Origin of the sequence: Patiriisocius marinistellae (assembly GCF_009014635.1) — a bacterium.
GTDB classification, from domain to species: domain Bacteria; phylum Bacteroidota; class Bacteroidia; order Flavobacteriales; family Flavobacteriaceae; genus Patiriisocius; species Patiriisocius marinistellae.
The window spans coordinates 309,351-329,940 of the sequence record NZ_BKCF01000003.1; the positions used below are offsets into that span (position 1 = coordinate 309,351).

At 32.6% G+C, this 20,590-nt stretch carries 21 protein-coding genes; 8 read left to right on the plus strand and 13 right to left on the minus strand.

Translation table 11 applies throughout. From position 1 onward, the window contains the following. Positions 1 to 14 precede the first annotated feature (14 nt). Entirely contained in the window at positions 15 to 338 is a 324-nt protein-coding gene (locus GB234_RS10070; RefSeq protein WP_151894430.1) for a hypothetical protein, read from the plus strand. A 49-nt stretch (positions 339 to 387) separates the two neighbouring features. On the opposite strand, the gene GB234_RS10075 is transcribed toward GB234_RS10070, so the two are convergent. The 5 genes from GB234_RS10075 to GB234_RS10095 all read right to left on the minus strand — a co-directional run bounded on the left by GB234_RS10075 (position 388) and on the right by GB234_RS10095 (position 4,277). Beyond that, positions 388 to 936 carry a type 1 glutamine amidotransferase domain-containing protein gene (locus GB234_RS10075; protein WP_151894431.1) on the minus strand — a complete coding sequence of 183 codons (549 nt, stop codon included), beginning with the start codon at positions 934 to 936 and terminating at the stop codon, positions 388 to 390. A 109-nt stretch (positions 937 to 1,045) separates the two neighbouring features. Further along, positions 1,046 to 1,996: a YihY/virulence factor BrkB family protein gene (locus GB234_RS10080; protein ID WP_151894432.1), complete on the minus strand. Its 951-nt coding sequence runs from the start codon at positions 1,994 to 1,996 to the stop codon at positions 1,046 to 1,048. Then, on the minus strand, positions 1,993 to 2,508 hold the full coding sequence (locus GB234_RS10085; protein WP_151894433.1) for a DinB family protein: 516 nt from the start codon (positions 2,506 to 2,508) through the stop codon (positions 1,993 to 1,995). Before GB234_RS10085 ends, GB234_RS10080 begins: the two co-directional genes overlap by 4 nt. A 94-nt stretch (positions 2,509 to 2,602) precedes the next feature. Further along, complete coding sequence (locus tag GB234_RS10090; RefSeq protein ID WP_151894434.1) at positions 2,603 to 3,079, minus strand: Lrp/AsnC family transcriptional regulator; 477 nt, start codon at positions 3,077 to 3,079, stop codon at positions 2,603 to 2,605. 61 nt (positions 3,080 to 3,140) lie between these two features. Beyond that, the gene (locus GB234_RS10095) at positions 3,141 to 4,277 is read right to left on the minus strand and encodes a M14 family zinc carboxypeptidase (protein WP_172966874.1); all 1,137 of its coding nucleotides are present in this window, start codon (positions 4,275 to 4,277) and stop codon (positions 3,141 to 3,143) included. A 291-nt stretch (positions 4,278 to 4,568) separates the two neighbouring features. Between GB234_RS10095 and GB234_RS10100 the strand changes: the two genes are divergently transcribed. Genes GB234_RS10100 through GB234_RS10115 form a run of 4 tightly spaced genes read left to right on the plus strand, consistent with a single transcriptional unit; the run spans position 4,569 to position 6,688 of the window. Further along, entirely contained in the window at positions 4,569 to 5,057 is a 489-nt protein-coding gene (locus GB234_RS10100; protein ID WP_151894436.1) for a helix-turn-helix domain-containing protein, read from the plus strand. Between the two features lie 50 nt (positions 5,058 to 5,107). Then, on the plus strand, positions 5,108 to 5,494 hold the full coding sequence (locus tag GB234_RS10105) for a hypothetical protein (RefSeq protein WP_151894437.1): 387 nt from the start codon (positions 5,108 to 5,110) through the stop codon (positions 5,492 to 5,494). Positions 5,495 to 5,500: 6 nt separating this feature from the next. Further along, positions 5,501 to 6,109: a methyltransferase domain-containing protein gene (locus tag GB234_RS10110; RefSeq protein ID WP_151894438.1), complete on the plus strand. Its 609-nt coding sequence runs from the start codon at positions 5,501 to 5,503 to the stop codon at positions 6,107 to 6,109. 27 nt (positions 6,110 to 6,136) lie between these two features. Beyond that, positions 6,137 to 6,688, plus strand: a complete 552-nt coding sequence (locus GB234_RS10115; protein ID WP_151894439.1) for a GNAT family N-acetyltransferase — start codon at positions 6,137 to 6,139, stop codon at positions 6,686 to 6,688. A gap of 27 nt (positions 6,689 to 6,715) precedes the next feature. On the opposite strand, the gene mscL is transcribed toward GB234_RS10115, so the two are convergent. The 4 genes from mscL to GB234_RS10135 form a co-directional block, all read right to left on the minus strand. After that, entirely contained in the window at positions 6,716 to 7,147 is a 432-nt protein-coding gene (mscL, locus tag GB234_RS10120; RefSeq protein WP_151894440.1) for a large-conductance mechanosensitive channel protein MscL, read from the minus strand. Between the two features lie 121 nt (positions 7,148 to 7,268). Then, positions 7,269 to 10,022, minus strand: coding sequence for a DNA gyrase/topoisomerase IV subunit A (locus tag GB234_RS10125; RefSeq protein WP_151894441.1), 2,754 nt, complete (start codon positions 10,020 to 10,022; stop codon positions 7,269 to 7,271). 51 nt (positions 10,023 to 10,073) lie between these two features. Next, positions 10,074 to 10,535: a hypothetical protein gene (locus GB234_RS10130; protein ID WP_151894442.1), complete on the minus strand. Its 462-nt coding sequence runs from the start codon at positions 10,533 to 10,535 to the stop codon at positions 10,074 to 10,076. A gap of 62 nt (positions 10,536 to 10,597) precedes the next feature. Further along, the gene (locus GB234_RS10135; RefSeq protein WP_151894443.1) at positions 10,598 to 12,448 is read right to left on the minus strand and encodes a DNA topoisomerase IV subunit B; all 1,851 of its coding nucleotides are present in this window, start codon (positions 12,446 to 12,448) and stop codon (positions 10,598 to 10,600) included. Positions 12,449 to 12,864: 416 nt separating this feature from the next. Here GB234_RS10135 and GB234_RS10140 point away from each other — a divergent pair, with 416 nt between their 5' ends. Continuing rightward, the gene (locus tag GB234_RS10140) at positions 12,865 to 13,707 is read left to right on the plus strand and encodes a phosphatase PAP2 family protein (protein WP_151894444.1); all 843 of its coding nucleotides are present in this window, start codon (positions 12,865 to 12,867) and stop codon (positions 13,705 to 13,707) included. A 93-nt stretch (positions 13,708 to 13,800) separates the two neighbouring features. Here GB234_RS10140 and ychF read toward each other — a convergent pair whose 3' ends face one another. Further along, positions 13,801 to 14,895 carry a redox-regulated ATPase YchF gene (ychF, locus tag GB234_RS10145; RefSeq protein WP_151894445.1) on the minus strand — a complete coding sequence of 365 codons (1,095 nt, stop codon included), beginning with the start codon at positions 14,893 to 14,895 and terminating at the stop codon, positions 13,801 to 13,803. Between the two features lie 248 nt (positions 14,896 to 15,143). Here ychF and GB234_RS10150 point away from each other — a divergent pair, with 248 nt between their 5' ends. Further along, positions 15,144 to 15,731 carry a hypothetical protein gene (locus GB234_RS10150; protein ID WP_151894446.1) on the plus strand — a complete coding sequence of 196 codons (588 nt, stop codon included), beginning with the start codon at positions 15,144 to 15,146 and terminating at the stop codon, positions 15,729 to 15,731. 56 nt (positions 15,732 to 15,787) lie between these two features. Here the strand turns inward: GB234_RS10150 and GB234_RS10155 are convergent, their stop codons facing one another. From GB234_RS10155 to rpsA, 3 genes are all read right to left on the minus strand, one after another. After that, positions 15,788 to 16,603 carry an alpha/beta hydrolase gene (locus GB234_RS10155; protein WP_151894447.1) on the minus strand — a complete coding sequence of 272 codons (816 nt, stop codon included), beginning with the start codon at positions 16,601 to 16,603 and terminating at the stop codon, positions 15,788 to 15,790. Next, positions 16,600 to 17,457 carry an alpha/beta hydrolase gene (locus GB234_RS10160; protein ID WP_151894448.1) on the minus strand — a complete coding sequence of 286 codons (858 nt, stop codon included), beginning with the start codon at positions 17,455 to 17,457 and terminating at the stop codon, positions 16,600 to 16,602. The genes GB234_RS10155 and GB234_RS10160 overlap by 4 nt, the downstream gene beginning before the upstream one ends. Before the next feature lie 130 nt (positions 17,458 to 17,587). Then, positions 17,588 to 19,507, minus strand: a complete 1,920-nt coding sequence (gene rpsA / locus GB234_RS10165) for a 30S ribosomal protein S1 (protein ID WP_151894449.1) — start codon at positions 19,505 to 19,507, stop codon at positions 17,588 to 17,590. Between the two features lie 388 nt (positions 19,508 to 19,895). Between rpsA and GB234_RS10170 the strand changes: the two genes are divergently transcribed. Then, a complete protein-coding gene (locus tag GB234_RS10170; protein ID WP_172966875.1) occupies positions 19,896 to 20,570 on the plus strand; it encodes a DUF4377 domain-containing protein in 675 nt (224 codons plus the stop codon). Positions 20,571 to 20,590 lie beyond the last annotated feature (20 nt).

Consider the following 20,590-nt stretch of genomic DNA (forward strand, 5'->3'; position numbering starts at 1 on the left):
ACGAACTATTTATTATGAAACGTATCATTGTAGATTTTAAAAAACTAACACCCGAAATACTATCCCTTCTCGTTGAAAAATATCCTGATGGATATGATGACGATGCTGTAATTAAATTTAAGAATGCTAAAAATGAATCAATCGAGGCTGTAGAGGTTAAAACTGAAGACTCTATTTACTTAGTTAAAGTAAGCTCAAAACTTGAAAATTCTATGGCTAAGTTTGACTTAGACGATTATGAAGATGATGAATTAAACGAACCTATTGTAGATTTACCTGAAAAGAAGATGGATGATGATGATGACGAACCGTCAGAAGAAATGGATGATGACTTTTAAGAATTAAAAAAGCCCCTTTGTGAGGGGCTTTTTAATAACTTAATTTAAATTACGCATGTTGTAATTCGTGTTTTCCTTCTTTTATCTCTTCAATTAACTTTGCATTAAATGCAGGTAAATCATCTGGGTTTCTACTTGTAACAAATCCTTCATCACATACAACTTCTTCATCTACCCAGTTTGCTCCAGCATTGATTAAATCATCTTTTATGGATGAGAATGATGTCATTTTTCTTCCTTTAACAACATCTGCAGAAATTAATGTCCATGGTGCATGGCATATTGCAGCAACGGGTTTATGTTGTTTGAAAAAATCTCTTATAAATGTTAAGGCATTTTCATTTCTTCTTAATTTATCTGGATTTATTACACCACCAGGTAACATCAATGCATTATAATCATTTGCATTAACTTGAGATAATGTTTTATCTACATTATATTCATTACTCCAATTACCATCATTCCAAGATTTTATTTTGCCACTGTTTTCACTAATGATTTCTACTTGAAATCCTGCAGCTTCCATAGCTTCTTTTGGTGATTTTAACTCAGATTCTTCAAATCCATTTGTTGCTAGTATTGCTATTCTCTTTTTCATAATCTTTTCGTTTTTATTAATACTTTATTTGACTATTTCAAAGATACTTTTTAAGCCTAGTAATCAGTAGGAATTAACGCTAAGGTTATATTAAACTTTGTTAACGAATTTATAATGAGGTTTTATCTTTTTCTTGATTATGTTGCATTTCGGCAGCTGCCTTATAAGATTTGAGATCAGATAGCTCTCGAGCATACGAAATAGTAGCGTCATTAGTGGGCTCAACTATTATATTGCGGTGATTTGTCCACACTACGGTAAATGAAGCACCAAAAAATAAAATAAGACAAGAATAATAAACCCACAATAATACAAGTACTACACCACTAGCTGCTCCAAATACTGATGCCGGATTAGAGTTTGCAAAATAATAACCTATTCCATATTTACCTAGCAAAAACATGAGGCTGGTTACTGAGGCGCCCAGAATAGTATATTTCCATTTTAATTTTACATCAGGTAGAATACTAAAAATACTAGCAAATAATGCTGTTATAAAAATTTGCGAGAGTATGATATTAAATACTTCAACAACAATTGCAGAAGTTTTTGAATAATAAGTACTTAGATAATTACTAAATACATCTATCACTGCAGAAGCTCCTAGCGAAATTAATAAAAGAAAAGCTATTGCAGCTACGAGTCCAAATGCTGTAACTCGTCGTTTCATTGTGTTTATAATAGACTCTGTTTTTGCACGCACTCCCCAAATAGAATTTAAAGCTTTTTGAAGTTGAAAAAATACTGCTGTCGCACCAAATATCAACATTCCTATTCCTATAATATAAGTTATAGCTCCGCTATCTTCTAACATTGCGTTTTTTATCATACCTTCAATTGCTTCTGCACTCCCCTCACCCATTAATACTGATAATTCTTTAGTGAGACTGCCTGTAACGGCCTCTGTTCCAAAAAAAATACCAGCCACCGAAACACTAATCATTAACACAGATGGTAAAGAAAATAAAGCATAATATGCAATGATAGCACTTGTAGCCCAAGGATCTATACTATCCCAATGGCTATAGGTATCCTTTAGCAATTTGAAAATTTTTTTCATAAATAACGTTCTTTAATTACATTACAATGGTGTAGCTCATGACCGCAAATAATAAAACCCGCTGCAGCTACAGAAAGATCTCCGCCACTTGCAATCCCTTTATTCTTTAAAACATTTTCACTCATACCTTTGAACAAAAGTAATGTGGATGTTCTATTTGCTATGTACTCTTTAATCAAAACATCCATTTCTTTATCATTTGCATAACTATTTGCAACATAAATATCTTGATCAAAACCACTTAGAACCTCTCCTGGATTTCTAGCAAAAGTTAAAGCTCTATAAGCAAAAACACGTTCGGTATCTATAAGATGTAATAAGATTTCTTTAGGAGTCCACTTTTCTTGATCATAACGATATTCATGAATATCAATTGGCAGTTTTTCAAAAAAAGCAACAGTTTCTAACATTCCATCAGCTAATAACTGTAATAAAGAAACTTCTTTATTTAAAAAAATATAATTCTTATAATAAGGTAAGTAATCTGAAGACAATAATTGTGAGATATTCATTTTAAAATAAATACGTTTATAATTCTGTATCGCTAAGATAAAAAAACCCTTTGCTGTTATGCAAAGGGTTTAAATCTAAATTAATGTTAATTGTTTAGAGTGTTCTAAAAATAGAATGCATTAAGCGTTTTTTATCATTTATACTTTCCTCTAAAGAGATCATTGTTTCGGTTCTCGTAACCCCTTCTATATCATCGATTGCATAAATAACATCTTTTGCATGACTCGTGTTTTTTGCTCTAATTTTACAAAAAATATTGAACTTTCCAGTAGTTACGTGTGCTACAGTAACAAATGGAATTTCACTTATACGCTCTAACACAAACTGCGTTTGTGAAGTTTTCTGTAAATAGATACCCACATACGCTATAAATGAATATCCTAATTTTTCATAATCTAATCGAAGTGAAGAGCCAGTGATAATACCCGCTTCTTCCATTTTTTTTACTCTTACATGAACTGTACCCGCAGAAATACCGTGTTTTTTAGCAATATCTGTAAAAGGAGTTCTTGTGTTTTCAATAAGCATATCTAAAATGCTCTGGTCTGTCTGATCTAATTTAAATTTCATTTGTAGGTTTTGGTACTTACAAAAGTATAATTTTAAAACATTGAGAAACCAAACGACGATGTTAAATTAACATTAAATTGTTCCGTTTATCGAAAATAGATGTAACTTTTTTGCCAATATGTAATTTTTCTTGCGAATTTATCAAAACAGAACCTCCTTCAAGGTTAAAAGTTTGATGGCCTAGCTTTTCATTTTTCTCATTAATACTATCAATAACCAACTCAAAAGTCACCTTCCCTCTCGTTAAAACCTCTCTATATTGCAAACATATTTGACTTGATGGCTTTTCATTAGAAATGTAAACATTATTTAAAACTACATCATTAAAAATTTTTTCGTTTTCAGGAATTTTAAAATAGTGTTCTTTACTTTTTACTTCGGAAAAGTGACTAATATTAAACATAGCAGCTAAAGCATAAAAAATATAACTACGGGAAACCTCCCGCTCATAATCATCATTAATATGGCCCGCTTCAAATAATATAGTAGGAACTCCAGCAGTGGTAAAAAAATCTCCCACACAATTATCGTTATACCCATCATCAAAACGCCCTATATTATCTGGAATTAACTCAACTAGTAAATCTATCGACCTATTTATATATGAAATAGCTGTAACCCTCGCTGGTGTAATTGTCCTTTTTTTATTTGCTGCGGGCGCTAAAAAGGAAATTGTTGCAGGAAATTTTCCGTTTAATCCAAAAATACTCCGTTGATCATGCATATTTAAACACAAATCTGGTTTAAGTTCTTCAAACACTTTCCTTAACACCCTACTTTCTTTTTGCGAAAGGTTTTTAGCATCCCTATTTAAATCTACCTCATTAGCATTTTCACGTGTATTGAGTTTTGCTCCATCAGGATTTAAAATAGGAATTATTGTAAATGAATATGACTTTAAAAATATTTCTACTTCCTTCAGAAATATACCTGGATAAGAAATTAATTTTAAAAAGTCAAAAATAGCCTTTGTTGTTGTTGATTCGTTACCGTGCATTTGTGACCAAACCAAAACTTTTTTAGTACCAGTTCCAAGCCTTATTATCGGTATTTTAAAATCATTTTCAGAAGTTCCCGCAACATTAATATCGAAAAAAGTGGAGTAAGAATCTAACAAGTTTTCAATATGGTTTAAGGTTAAATATCTCCCCGAAAGTGATGCTTCAAAATTATCTTTATACCAATCTATAATCTTCATAACCATAATAGTAAATTACAAATGTAAACATACTATTGTTTACATTTGTAAACAGGTTGATTTGTCTTATTGGGTATTGTTGTAAACAAATTATCCAGTTGAAGCTGTAAGTTTTGTAACAAATAAACAAGTAAACAAAAAATAGCACATAAATTATTTGATTTCAGTTATTTATATTTATTTATATAAAGTGATAGTTGTGGTGTTATTTGATATTCTAAGAATATTTACTTATAATTAATGTAATTAATTTACATTTGTAACGTTATTTGATTTTAAGACAACATTACAATGGTAAACAGCTCACAATTTTCTAAAAGACTACAAAAAATACTAGATTATTACGGTGTTTCTGCGACTGCATTTTCTGAAATTATCAGTTTTAATCGCTCTACAATTTCTCACTTATTATCCGGTAGAAATAAGCCAAGTTTAGAATTTGTGATGAAGGTTTTAGAGGCTTATCCCGAAGTAGAATTATACTGGTTATTAAATGGAAAAGGAACCTTCCCTTCCACTCAAAAAAATGAAGTTTCAAAAATTTCAGATACACTTCAAAAACCTGAAAGTCATCATAATTTTATTTCTGAAAATCATAATGTCAATCAAAAAAAAATTTCAGAAGTTCCAAAAAATTTTGAAAATAGTTTAAATCCTATTTCAGGAAAATCTAAAAATGGCGTATATGAAATTTCAGAAGAGAAAAAATTAAATAGCGTACCTATCGATCGTATTGTAATCTTCTACAAAGACGGTACTTTCTCTGAATTTAAAAATTAGTAAGTGGCTTTTTTTAATTGAAATTTCAGAAATTTGTATAAAAATATTTTATGCGTTTTTTTACTATCCTTTTATTTTTGTTGCTATTTACGAGTTGTTATAATGTAGAACGCAATTGTAGTGACTTTAGAAATGGTTCGTTTGAATTTGAACAACTTTTAGGAACCGAAATAATCACATCTACCTTTACTAGAAAAGGTGATATTGCTATTGAACATTTTCAAAATAAAGTAGATACGTTTAGTGTGCGCTGGATTAATGATTGCGAATATATAATGCGTAAATTAAATCCGCAGACGGCTTACGATGAAGAAGCATTGCATTTTAAAATTTTAAGTACTACGAAAGACACATATACTTTTGAATACAAAATGGTTGTTAAAAAAGAAAATCAAGCGCTCAATGTACAAAAAGGCACTGTACGCAAGGTAAAATAAATACTGATGGATGATCTTTCATTAGAGGAATACTGGACAGTTCGTTACAAAGAAGACCGTACTGGGTGGGATATTGGCCATATTTCTACACCTTTAAAAGTGTATATTGACCAACTTACTCATAAAGACATGAAGATTTTAACTCCAGGTGCTGGTAATGGCTATGAAGCTGAGTATTTATTTAAGAATGGTTTTAGGAATGTAAATATTTTAGATATTTCTGAGACTCCACTTAAATCGTTTTCGCTTAGAAATCCAGATTTTCCTAAAAATCAACTTATCCATGATGATTTCTTCAAGCATAATAATAGTTATGATCTTATTATTGAACAAACTTTTTTCTGCTCTTTTACACCAACAACAAAAAACAGGAAAGCATATGCTAAAAAAGTTAGCGAATTACTTGTAGATAAAGGCAAACTAGTTGGCTTATGGTTTGATTTTCCATTGACAGAAGATGTTGAAAAAAGACCTTTTGGAGGGAGCAAAACTGAATACCTAAGTTATTTTAAGCCTTTTTTTAAAGTTATAACATTTGAGACTGCTTATAATTCAATACTAAAAAGATCAGGCAATGAGTTGTTTGGAGTTTTTGTAAAATCTGTTTCTATATAACTTATTCTTAATGCCTACATTTGATGTATGGCTCATAGCACATTGCAATCTGACAGAATTAATTTAAGACTTGTATTTTTGTCTGACTTAAATGCTATTCACGAACTTCATCTTTTTCCAGAGGTGGATGAATTTAATACACTCGGAATACCAACAGAGATCAATGAAACTAGAATTGTTGTTGATTCTTGGATCTATTCAAACAACAAACATCAAATAGAAAATTATACCTTTATTATTGAGGAGACTAAGGCCAAGAGTTTTATAGGAACCATAGGTTTAAAATTATGGAATAAAAAAAATAATAAAGGTGAAGTTTGGTACAAAATACATCCTAAATACTGGAACAAAGGCTTTGCAACCGAAGCTGTAAATCTAATCCTTGATTATGGATTTGACGAGCTTAATTTACATAGAATTCAAGCGGGATGTGCTGTAGAAAATATAGCCTCCATTAAAGTTTTAGAAAAAGTAGGGATGATAAAAGAGGGTCGTGGCAGAAAAGTATTGCCGTTAAAAAATGGCTGGTCAGATAATTTTGAATATTCAATTCTCGAAACAGACCCACGAAAAAAATAAGGTTTTACACTAAACTATTGTAAATTATTAATCTTTTTTCTTTTTTAACATCGCATTTTGTTCTTCCATTAACTTTTCAATATTAGAAAGCAGCTCAATGTTTTTTGGCGTTACAACCTCTTTGTTTTTTGGGTCTTCTGCTTTTTCTTTAAAACGATTTATAAATTTAATCACTAAAAATATAGTAAAAGCGATAACGAGAAAATCAATCATGACTTCTATAAGCTCTCCATAACCTATAGCAATTTCTTTAACCTCACCTTCTGCTTCTTTAAGCACATATTTTCTATCTGCAAAATTGACTCCATCTGTCATTAACGACAATGGTGGCATGACTACTTTTTTTACTATTGTATTAACAACATTATTAAAGGCAGTACCTATGATGATACCAACCGCCATGTCAATCATATTGCCTTTTACAGCAAAGTTTTTAAACTCTTGTAATAATCCAGCCATACCTTTAAATTTTATCTTATAAATAGAGATACAAAAATGTATCTTTTGAAAAATAGATTACGTTAAGGGAATTATAATTCTCTTAACGTAATCTATAAAATTAAAAAAAATGCATCAATAATTAGAACAATGAAGCTTGTCCATCTGGGTCAATTGGTGGTTCTTCTCCATCATCAATAGTTGGTTTTTTTGTTGATGAGTTTTCGGTTTTGCTAGTTAATTCTTTACCAGTCTCATTAGCCACTTCAACCTCTTCCACTACTTCCATTTCTTGCGCCGGAACAGCCTCTGGTGCCTCATAAGGCAAAGGAGACAAAGCATTTATCTCAAGCACTTTATCTTTTGTCAATTGATTACCCATTGCAGTAATTCCTTTGATTGAAATAAACTCTTCTAGATTTAACTCTAAGTTCTCTGCTCTATCTTGACCACGCTTTTTACCAAAGACAATCTCAGCAACTGGTCGATGGTCTGTAAAGATTTTCTCCAAGTAAGACTTAGGGTGCTCAGTGATAACTAACTCATCTTTATCGGGATGCTCAATTAAAAAACGTTTGACGTAAAAAATTTCCTTTTCTCCCTCCCAATAAATTGCAGAAATAGGTTTGTTAGATATCCATTTTTCTAGAATAATTACATCATCTGCAAAGTGCAATGTCATTTCAGGAACAACGGTTTTAACAAGTCCTTTTTGATCAATTATCAATAATCTATCCTCACTAGTAAACTCTCCTAACAACTCTCCTCTACCATCAACATTTAAGCGTTGTACGGTTTCATCAAACCATATTTTTCTTGGTTTTAATGTTGACAATCCTTTTTCTTTTAACTCAATTCTTTTTACTGGATATTTAGTTACGATATTCCCTTTCGAGGCACGTCCTTTTACAAGAATATCGCTAAAATCTAAATCCCATTTCAATTTTTTAATGCTTCCGCTTTGTCTAAGTAAGACAGTGATAATTTCTGCCTCACCGTTGTGGTTGGCTGTAAAATAAAGACATTTAGAACCTTTACTTCCATTAGTCAAATCATATTCTCTATCTCTTGTAACACTCGTTACCGCAAAGCGCTTGACATACGTAGGCCCTTTCAATCCATCTTTATAAATCATGTTATAAATGGTGCGCTTATCTTTCTTTTTAAAGACAGCAACATGTAGAATATTTTTACCTATAAAAGTTTTTGCATCCACTTTTGTGACCATCATTTTTCCTTCTTCAGTAAATACAATAATATCATCTATGTCACTACAATCTGTTACATATTCATCTCTCTTCAAACTTGTGCCTATAAATCCTTCTTGGCGGTTTACATAAAGTTTTGTGTTACGTATAGCTACTTTAGTTGCTTCAATATCATCAAAAACTCTAATTTCTGCTTTGCGCTCTTTCCCTTCGCCATAGTCTTTCTTCAAACGAGTAAAATAATCAATAGCATATACGATTAAGTTGGCTAAGTGATGCTTTACTTGATCAATGCTTTTATCCAGTGCGTCAATCTTTTGCTGTGCTTTATCAATATCAAATTTTGAAATACGCTTGATTCTAATTTCGGTTAATCTTGTGATGTCGTCTTCAGTTACAGCTCTTTTTAAATGTTGTGTAAATGGCTTTAGCCCTTTATCAATTGCAGCAATTACACCTTCCCAAGTTTCCTCTTCTTCGATATCTCGATAGATTCGGTTTTCAATAAATATGCGCTCTAGGTTAGCATAATGCCATTGCTCTTCAAGCTCTCCAAGTTGAATTTCTAATTCACTCTTAAGAAGTGCAACAGTGCGATCTGTGGAACGCCTTAACATTTCAGAAACACCTATAAATAAAGGTTTGTTGTCTTCAATTACACAACCCAATGGAGAGATAGAATTCTCACAATTAGTAAATGCGTATAAAGCGTCAATAGTTTTATCTGGCGAAATTCCTGAGGCAATATGAATCATTATCTCTACCTCTGCTGCCGTGTTATCCTCTATTTTCTTAATCTTTATTTTACCCTTGTCATTTGCTTTTAGTATGGAATCGATAAGAGACCCAGTATTTGTTCCAAAAGGTATTTCGCGAATTACAAGTGTATTTTTATCATGCTGTAAAATACGCGCACGACTCTTTATTTTTCCGCCACGAAGACCGTCATTATAATCTGTGACATCTACCATACCTCCCGTAGGAAAATCTGGTACTATTGTAAAACGCTTTCCTTGTAAATGCTTTATCGAAGCATCAATCAACTCAATGAAGTTATGCGGCATAACCTTAGTTGAAAGTCCCACAGCAATACCCTCAGCTCCTTGCGCTAAAAGTAAAGGGAACATTACAGGAAGGTTGATGGGTTCCTTGCGACGACCATCGTAACTAGCCTGCCATCCAGTTATTTTAGGGTTATAAACCACGTCTAGAGCAAACTTAGATAGCCGTGCTTCAATATAACGAGATGCCGCTGCACGATCACCTGTTAAAATATTACCCCAGTTTCCTTGAGTATCAATCAATAAATCTTTTTGTCCAATTTGCACCATGGCATCTGCAATACTCGCATCACCGTGTGGGTGATACTGCATGGTATGCCCCACAATGTTTGCCACTTTGTTGTAGCGACCATCGTCAAGATCCTTCATTGAATGCATAATACGGCGCTGCACAGGCTTAAAACCATCTTCAATGGCAGGTACGGCACGTTCTAAAATCACATAACTAGCGTAATCTAAAAACCACTCGCGATACATCCCAGAAACACGTGTAATTGTCTCGGTCTCTAATTCTTGTTCTTCCTCCTCAGGCACTAAATTGCCTTCTCCGTCAGCTTCAAGATTTTCAAAATTAATGTCTTCTGGCTCTAAGTTATCTTCGTTGTTGTTTGAGTTTTCGTCACTCATATTTTTGTATTTCTTCTTTCTGAAATTTTAATTATCAACGTATTATAGTTACTAAAAAATAATACTGAATGATTTATTTTCACTCGGCGCAATAGTTCCATTAACTGTTACCACATCAAAAACTCTTTGATCAAAACAATCGCCTTCTATTGTTTTAAATTTAATTTTTATAATAACAAATTGTGTTTCGTCTTCATTGAGTATAAATTTAAAGTCTTCACTATCTCCCATCAATGATGAATCAAAATTTACAGCATTAAAATTGCCAGGTAACTCTTGAAACTCTAACGGAATAAATGTTGACTCATTAGAGAATATAAAATTCTGAAATTGAAACATATTATCTGGTCCAATTAACGTATTGCCATTTTGATCCTCAATAAAAATACGCCCTATTTGAGTCTGTAGTGAAGCATTTTCACAATCTATATTATTGTCATCATCACTACAGCTCACGAATACAATTAAAAACAGTAGTAAGAATAGTGATTTTTCAATAAATGTTTTTTTCATTTTTTTGAGTTTTTGTCAATCTTATTAATAACTCTTTTTTACCATGTCTATTTAAATCAAATTTACTCCTCCACAGTGTCAAGTTCCACTTTCAAGTTTTCAATAATGAACTCTTGCCTATCTGGTGTGTTTTTACCCATGTAGAATTTTAATAATTCTTCAATACTCATTTGCTTGTCTAGCATTACTGGGTCTAACCGAATATCTTCGCCTATAAAATGTACAAACTCGTCTGGGCTAATTTCCCCAAGTCCTTTAAATCGGGTAATTTCGGGTTTTGGTTTTAGCTCTTCCATGGCATTCCTTCGCTCATCTTCGGTGTAGCAATAGATGGTTTTCTTTTTATTTCGGACTCTAAAAAGTGGGGTTTGTAAAATATAAAGATGTCCTTCTTTTATCATTTCAGGAAAAAACTGAAGAAAGAATGTTATTAATAATAATCTAATGTGCATTCCATCAACATCTGCATCTGTTGCAATAACTACGTTGTTGTAACGTAAATCTTCCATCGATTCTTCAATATTCAACGCAGCCTGTAACAGGTTAAATTCTTCGTTTTCGTACACTATTTTTTTGGAGAGTCCATAACTATTAAGTGGCTTTCCTTTTAGACTAAAAACAGCCTGTGTATTTACATCTCTACTTTTTGTAATACTTCCAGATGCACTATCTCCCTCTGTTATGAACAAGGTAGATTCTAGGTTGCGTTCTTTTTTAGTATCGCCTAAATGAATACGGCAATCACGCAATTTTTTATTGTGCAAGTTTGCTTTCTTCGCACGATCTTTAGCAAGTTTACGAATACCCGAAAGTTCTTTTCGCTCACGTTCTGCCTGCATTATTTTGCGCTGTAATGCTTCGGCTATTGTAGTGTTTTTATGGAGGTAATTATCTAATTGAGTTTTTACAAAATCGTTTATGTAAGTGCGGACGGTTGGAAAATCGCCACCCATTTCGGTAGAACCTAATTTTGTTTTTGTTTGACTTTCAAAAACTGGTTCCATCACTTTAATGCTTATCGCACTAACAATAGATTTTCTAATATCACTCGCCTCGTAGTTTTTCCCGTAATGCTCGCGTATTGTTTTTACTAAACTCTCTCTAAATGCCGCTTGGTGCGTACCACCTTGTGTAGTGTTCTGTCCATTTACAAAACTGTGATATTCCTCGCTGTATTGAGTTTTACTATGTGTAATTGCCACCTCAATATCTTCTCCTTTTAAATGTATTACTGGATACAACATATCCTCTTGAGACATGTTATCTTCTAGCAAATCTTTAAGGCCGTTTTCACTAAAAAACTTCTCGCCGTTAAAGTCAATTGTTAGACCTGGATTGAGGTATACATAATTGCGGAGCATTTTCTCCACATATTCATTTCTATATTTATAATTTTTGAAAATCGCTTCGTCAGGATAGAAAATTACTTTTGTCCCCTTACGTTTTCCACTTTCTTCTACGTCACTATTGAGTGTTAAGTTTCCTTCACTAAACTCGGCGTATTTAGTTTGACTATCTCTTACACTTTCTACTCTAAAATAGGAAGATAAAGCATTGACGGCTTTTGTACCCACTCCATTTAAACCTACAGATTTTTTAAACGCACGCGAATCATACTTACCACCTGTATTCATTTTAGAAACCACATCAACCACCTTTCCTAAAGGTATTCCACGACCATAATCACGCACCTTTACCTGTTTGTCTTTGATACGGATTTCAATGGTTTTTCCAGCCCCCATCACAAACTCATCAATACAGTTATCAATGACCTCTTTAAGTAAAATATAGATACCATCATCTGGTGACGACCCGTCTCCTAGTTTACCAATATACATCCCTGGACGCATGCGAATGTGCTCTTTCCAATCGAGCGAGCGTATGTTATCTTCTGTATAATCTGTTTCAGCCATAAAATCGTGTGAATAGTTGTTAAATATAGCGTTTCGAAGTGGTTCTTGGAATATATCCAAACAAAAGTAATTAACAATTGTAAGAAAAAATTGTTAATTAATTAGAGGTCTATTTTCGGTTTTATATCGGCAGAAAATTTGATTTTATTTTCTTCGGAAATTTTAATAAATAAAGTAATTTAAACATAAAAAATCTAGAGTATATACATTTAAAATTAAACTTCAAAGGAGTAGAAATTAACAGTATTATTTTCAAATGTTTAAAATTTCAGAATTAATAATTACAAATCTTTTCTAAAAATAGAAGTATAAATCAATGATGGAATTGAAAAAATCCAGCGTTTTAATACAATTTTAAGTTATAATGAAATGTTAAATGGAATTCAAGTGTCAATAGCAATCATATTTTTGTTGTTATGAAAAAACTACTTTTACCCTTATTATTTATTTTTGGACTATTAACATCTAATGCTCAAAGTGAGTCACCTTATGAATGGGACTGGACGAGAGATGGAATTTGGACAGGTGCCGCGCTTGGCGGTTCTGCTCTTGGACTTTATCTCATTGGAGAAAAAGACGATATTGATGAGGCTGAATTTGCGAGAATTCAAAATGATCTTCAAAATGATGCTGTTGATATTAATTTTCTTGACAACTGGGTAATTGGAAAGCATGATGAGGATGCAAGTAAAATTAGTGATATTCCCTTTGCAATATCATTTGCAGCTCCATTTGCTATGTTGTTTGATGATGAAATTAATGATCATACTGGACAATATTTAGGACTTTATATAGAAAGTCTTGCCACTACAGCTGCTATGTATTCTATTACTGCTGGCCTTGTTAATCGAAGCCGCCCTTATGTTTATGATGATAGCGGAGAAACTGGATTAGACCGCAGAAAAAGTAATAATGGACAACGTTCATTTTATTCTGGGCATGTAGCAGCTACTGCTACAGCTACTTTTTTTATGGCTAAAGTCTATAGTGATTTCAATCCAGATGCAAGTACATTTGGTAAAGTTGCTATTTGGGGAGGTGCAGCTGCTCTTCCAGCAACAGTGGGTTATTTTAGAATGGAAGCAGGTCAGCATTTTTTGACTGATGTTCTTTTAGGGTATGCCTTAGGCGCAGCAACTGGAATTCTAGTTCCTGAATTACATAAAAAGAGAATGGATGGAGTTTCATTTTACCCAACGGGTGGAAGAAATTTTATGGGTGATGAATACAAAGCAATGGCGCTCAAAGTACAATTTTAGAAATTAGGAAAATAAAAAAAAATCGTGATGGAGCTCCATGACGATTTTTTTTTATTTAATATTTTCTATTTATTCTATCTATTTTCAAGAGAATTATACGTTAAAACGGAAATGCATTACATCCCCATCATTAACAACGTATTCTTTTCCTTCAACTCCCATTTTACCGGCTTCTTTTACTTTTGCCTCACTACCATAATTTACATAATCATCATATTTGATAACTTCGGCACGAATAAAGCCTTTTTCAAAATCGGTATGAATTACTCCTGCTGCTTGAGGTGCTGTTGCTCCTACTGGAATAGTCCAAGCACGAACTTCTTTTACACCTGCCGTAAAATATGTTTGTAGGTTTAATAAACTATAAGCTCCTCTAATTAATTTTGCTGATCCTGGTTCTTTTAATCCTAGATCTTCTAAGAACATTTGGCGTTCATCAAAAGAATCCAATTCGGTTATATCTGCCTCTGTTCCTACAGCTAATATAACGACTTCAGCATTTTCATTTGCAACGGCAGCTTTCACTTTTTCAACATATTCATTACCATTTGCAGCAGCGCCCTCATCTACATTACATACATACATTACTGGTTTATCTGTAATAAATTGTAATGGCTGAACAAACTCCTCACGCTCTTTCTCTGTAAAATCAATAGCTCTTACAGAAACTCCTTGTTCTAAGGCTTCTTTAATTTTATTTAAAATACCCTCTTCTTTTTGAGCTTCTTTATTCCCTGTCCTTGACGCTCGTTTTACTTTTTCAAGTTTTTTATCGGTTGTTTCTAGGTCCTTTAATTGAAGTTCAATATCAATTGTTTCTTTATCCCTAATAGGATCAACACTGCCATCAACGTGCACAATATTATCATCATCAAAACATCTTAATACGTGTAAAATAGCATCGGTTTCTCTAATATTTCCGAGGAACTGATTTCCAAGCCCCTCACCCTTACTAGCACCTTTTACAAGTCCAGCAATATCCACTATCTCAACAGTTGCAGGCAACACGCGTTCTGGACTAACTAATTCTTCCAATTTAACCAAGCGGTCATCTGGAACGTTTACAACTCCTATATTAGGTTCAATTGTACAAAAAGGAAAGTTTGCACTCTGCGCTTTAGCGTTTGACAAACAATTAAAAAGGGTTGACTTACCTACATTGGGTAATCCTACGATACCTGCTTTCATTAAGTATATATATTTTTCTGAAATGTGACAAAAGTTATCTTTTTTAATATTTCAGAATTAAAATTTCAGCTAAAAAATCGTGCAAAGATACGGTATAACAAACATAATTATAGCTTTTTATAAATGCATTTTTTTAAACTATAAGAAAACTTTACCATCTGTTTTGCAAACAATTAACAACATGTTATATACTTTTATATCAAACATTAAACAATAACAAACCCAACAACTAATAAATTAAAAAAATCATGAAAAAAATAGCAATAAGTTTAAGTATATTAATTTTTACTGCAGTTGGAATGACAGCTCAGGAAAATGTTGACGTAAAAAAAGAGACTGTAACTAAAAAAGTACACGTTAGTGATAAATATTCAGACGATGTTCAAGTTACAGAAGAGATTGAAGAAGAAATTGAAGTAATTGAGGTTGAAGAAAATAATCAAACTAATCAAGACACTAAAAGGCTTTCTAATAAAAGTGACCAAAAAAATATCGTAAAAAGCGAGTCAAAAATTGATACTGATAAAATTGAGCAGGATAAAATGAAGAATGAAATGCTTAAAGAGGAAATTAAAGTTAAAGAAACTGCTGAACTTCAGGAATCTAAAGAAATGATGATGGAACGTGAAAAAATGGAGCAGAAAGCTATGGCTCAAAAAGAAAAGATGATGGAAAAAGAGCGTCTCGAGAAAAAAGCAGTTTTAGAGAGAGAAGTTGGTCAATCTAAAAAAGAAGCTAAAATGATGAGTAAAGATGCTAAGGCGCAGGAAAAAATGATGAAGAAAGAAGCAAAAAAGAAAGAAAAATCCACTAAGAAAAAAATTGACAATAAATAATAAAATGAATTTTGTCAATCTAAACGGTCTCAATATTTAAATATTGAGACCGTTTTCTATTTTAGACTCTTTTCAATGGTAGATGTATATTCTAAAAAATTACCAATGTTATGGTGTGTAGCTTCTGGAATAGTGATGAATGTAAGTTGTTTCTTTGGAACTGTTTCTGCTAATTTTTTCCCAGATCTAAAACTTACTATTTTATCGTTCGTTCCATGATAAATGATAATTGGCGAAGTTACCTCTCTAATATAAATATTGCTATTTAATTTTATCTTCATTAATGTGTCTAAGAATGGAATCCAAGAAAATTTTTGTTTTGCAACGTCTTTTAGGTTATAAAAAGGAGTTTCTAAAATTACCTTTCTTGGTTTATTTTTAGACGCTAAATATACTGCAAACCCAGTCCCTATTGACCTTCCATATATGACGATATTTTTTTCGGTATAAGAATTTAATAAATAATCATACCACAATTGGGTATCATCTAACATTTTTTGCTCATCTATCTTACCTGTACTCTTTCCGTAGGTGCGATAATCTATAACTAATACATCATATTGTAACGTAGTAAAATAAGAAGCAATATTTCCCCATCTTGATAAATCGCCTGCGTTTCCATGAAAATATAAGATCACCCCTTTTGGATTCTCTACTTTAAAATGTATTCCATGTAGCGAAGTACCATCATTAGCAGTTAATCTTTTTTCCTCAAAAGGAATTTTAAAATCAAATTTATAATCTTGAGGCAAGCTAGTTGCTGCAAATACAATCTTTTCTTGTTTGAAATACATGACGCTAGTGCCAATTAAAATTAATAATAAGAAAACCAGCAGCAAAACGCTGGCAATTTTTGAAATTTTCTTTTTCATTTATATGAATGTTTAACCCCTATACTAGTCGTAGATAGATCAACGTCAATAAGTTGCTCTTGTATTATTTGTGTTAAAATTAAATGATAGGACGCAAAGGTATTCATGTTTTTATGTCCGCCACCCACTATAGGGTACAATTGTGTATTAAAAGGTTGTATTTGGGCTAATTTAATACTTGATTTAAATGGTATCAATTTATCGTTTGTGCCATGTATAATATGTACTGGACATTTAACGTATTGTAGCCATTTATGAGTAGGCATTGGATATTTAAGCAAAATACTTAAAGGCATAAAAGGCATATACCTACCTGTTACAGATAATAAACTGTAGTATGGAGCGTCTAAGATTAACATTTTTGGTTTATTTATAGATGCAAGTTTTGTTGCGAAGCCAGAACCTAATGATCTTCCATAAAGGATAATATATTTTTCAGGAACACGCTGTTTTATTTTATTATAAACATATTGCAAGTCTCTTTTTATAGCTTCCTGCGAGCGTTTTCCAGTACTTTTACCAAAACCTCTATAATCTACCATAATCACATCATAATAATTACGAGTGAAGTCTACAGCAAATTTTCCCCAACCTTTAATACTTTTGCTATTTCCTTTTAAATATAGAACAACTCCTTTAGGGTTTATTGTTTTAAAATGTAGCCCGTTAATTATTGCTCCATCAGTTGTTTCAAGATTGTATTCTTCAACTTGTTGATTTTCGTATTCAAAAAGAAAATCCTTCGGGAGCTTTTCAGGTTTAAATAAAAATTGGTCTTGAAAATAATACAAGAGTACACTAATCACAATATATATTGCAAATATCCAAATTAATGTATGTAGCCAGATAGGCATGTGAGATTAGCTAATTAAGTTAAAATGTTAATACAATAAAGTTACATTAAAATTTCCGAAGAAAAATTGCATATAAAAAAAGAGCCCCGATTGCTCGAGACTCTTTTATTATATAACTAAATGTGACTTATTATTTCTTTCCGTCCATTTTGTCTTTCAAAGCTTGAAGTGCTGAGTTAGCGTCACCTAATGTAGGCTTAGATTCTTCAGCTTGTGCAGCAGCTTTCTTAGCAGCTTGCTTTACAATTTTTGCTTCTTCTTCTTTGTGAATTGCCATGTGAGATGCTACCACTTTCTTGAAATCTTTATTGAATTCAATAATTTGGAATTCTGCTTCTTCACCTTTACTCACATCAGTACCGTCTTCTTTTTCAAGATGACGCTTAGGTACAAATGCAGATATATCATCATTAAAGTTGATAATCGCCCCTTTGTCCACAACCTCATCAATAGTTGCTGTGTGCTTAGTACCAATACCAAACTCAGTCTCATACTTGTCCCAAGGGTTCTCCTCAGTTTGTTTGTGACCTAAACTTAATTTACGTCCATCAACATCTAATTCAAGTACTACAACATCAAGTTTATCACCTATGTTTGTAAACTCACTTGGATGCTTAATTTTCTTAGTCCAAGAAAGATCAGAGATATAAATCAATCCGTCAATTCCTTCTTCTAATTCTACAAAAACACCAAAGTTTGTAAAGTTACGTACAATACCAGAATGACGTGAACCTACAGGATACTTAGTTGTAATATCTGTCCATGGGTCTGGAGTCAATTGCTTGATACCAAGGCTCATTTTACGTTCTTCACGATCCATAGTTAATACCTGTGCTTCAACCTCATCACCAACATTTACGAAATCCTGTGCGCTACGTAAGTGCGTAGACCAAGACATTTCGCTAACGTGGATAAGTCCCTCAACACCTTGAGCTACTTCGATAAATGCACCGTAATCAGCGATTACAACTACCTTACCTTTTACTTTATCACCCACTTTAAGTTCTTCACCAAGTGCATCCCAAGGGTGTGCGCTCAATTGCTTAAGACCTAATTGAATACGTGTTTTATCCTCATCAAAATCAAGGATTACAACGTTTAACTTTTGATCAAGCTCTACAATCTCGTTAGGGTGGTTGATACGAGACCAAGAAAGGTCTGTAATGTGTACCAATCCATCAACACCACCAAGATCAACAAATACTCCGTATGATGTGATATTCTTCACGATACCTTCAAGTACTTGTCCTTTTTCAAGCTGCCCAATAATTTCTTTTTTCTGCTCTTCGATATCTGCTTCGATAAGCGCTTTGTGCGATACTACAACGTTTTTGAACTCGTGGTTGATTTTCACAACTTTGAATTCCATAGTTTTACCTACGTATACATCGTAATCTCTAATAGGCTTCACGTCAATTTGTGAACCTGGCAAGAATGCCTCAATTCCAAAAACGTCAACGATCATACCACCTTTAGTTCTGCACTTAACAAAACCATTAACGATAGTAGCCTCGTCGTGTGCTTTGTTAACACGGTCCCAAGCCATAATCGTTCTCGCCTTACGGTGAGAAAGAATTAATTGACCTGTACTGTCTTCACGCACATCAATTAAAACCTCTACTTTATCCCCTACCTTAAGGTCTGGGTTGTAACGAAATTCGTTTAAAGAAATAACACCTTCACTCTTTGCGTTAATGTCAATAATAACATCACGATCAGATAAGAAAACAACTTCTCCTTCAACAACCTCATCATCAAGAGTGTCTACAAAGTTTTCTGTTACTAATTTTTCAAACTCTTCTAACTTACCGTCATCAACAGGGTCAATTCCCTCTTGATAGTTATGCCAGTTAAAATCTGCAAGAAATTTTTCAGGATTAGACTCCTTCAATGAAGGCTCTCTTTTTTCTTTAACAGGAGCAGCTACTTCTTCAGTCGCTTCTACTGTGTTTTCCACTTCTGTTTCTGCAGGTGCTGCAACAGCAGGAGTTCTTTTTCTTGTTTTTTTAGCAGTTTCTTTTACCGCTTCGTCTTTTGCTTTATCAGCCATTTGTTAATTTTTAAATGTACCCGCTTCTCTTCAAAAACGTGACTACATCCATTTGTATTCTGCTAGTGCTCACTGGTTTAAACGACACACCCACAGAAGGGTTATGTTTAAATTGAATTCCTTTTACCAGTATTGATCGTTAAAAGGGGTGCAAAAATAATCTTTTTGTTTTGATTTTCAAAAGGATACCTTAAAAAATAAAAAGGTTCTCTATTGCTAATACGTTAAGAAAGAAAGCTTTTTAATAAAACGTTCAAAGTGTTTTTTATAGTACTGTAAAGTGATGTTGTTACATTTCAGAAATAAAACTTTTCTTAACAATTTTCAAATGCCTATTTTTAGTTTAATAAATAATGTATTTTCTTTTAACTTCGGAAATTTTAACCTCATGAAACATATTGCAATATTATTAATTTTCATGCTTTATGCTTGCGGAAGTGGAAAACAAAGTTCAATAATAATAACCGAAACATTAGAGGTTGCAAGTTTTAAAGTTTCTTGCCAAGGAACAAATGATGTGCAGTGCATGCAAGTTAGAAAAAAAGGGCAGAAAAATTGGGCAGAATTTAATATCCCTATAAAAGGATTTGAATATCAACAAGGATATAAATACACTATTGAAGTAATCAAGGAAAATCTAGATCCTACAAAAGTGCCAGGCACTGTAGAAACTTTAAACTACACACTTATAAAACAAATAAGAAAACAAAAAGAAAACACCATCCGACTACATGATGTTTGGGTTGTTCAAACTATAAATGATATACCTGTTAACGATATTGGGAAACAACCTCAAATAGTTTTAGAACTCCAATTAAATAATAAAAAGATTTTAGGCAACGATAGTTGTAATAAATTTTTTGGTGCAATTGAGCAAGTAGATGATAATAATCTTCAGTTTGGTCTTTTAGGTAGAACAAAAAAAATGTGCCCAGATATGACTGCTGCAAATCTTTTTTATGATACCATGCAAGAAGTTGACGGGTATCGTATTGAAAAATTGTCGTTGTATTTACTCAATGAAAATGATGAAGAAATAATGAAGCTTAAAAAAGTTGATTAAAAAAAAAAGCGACCTTAAGG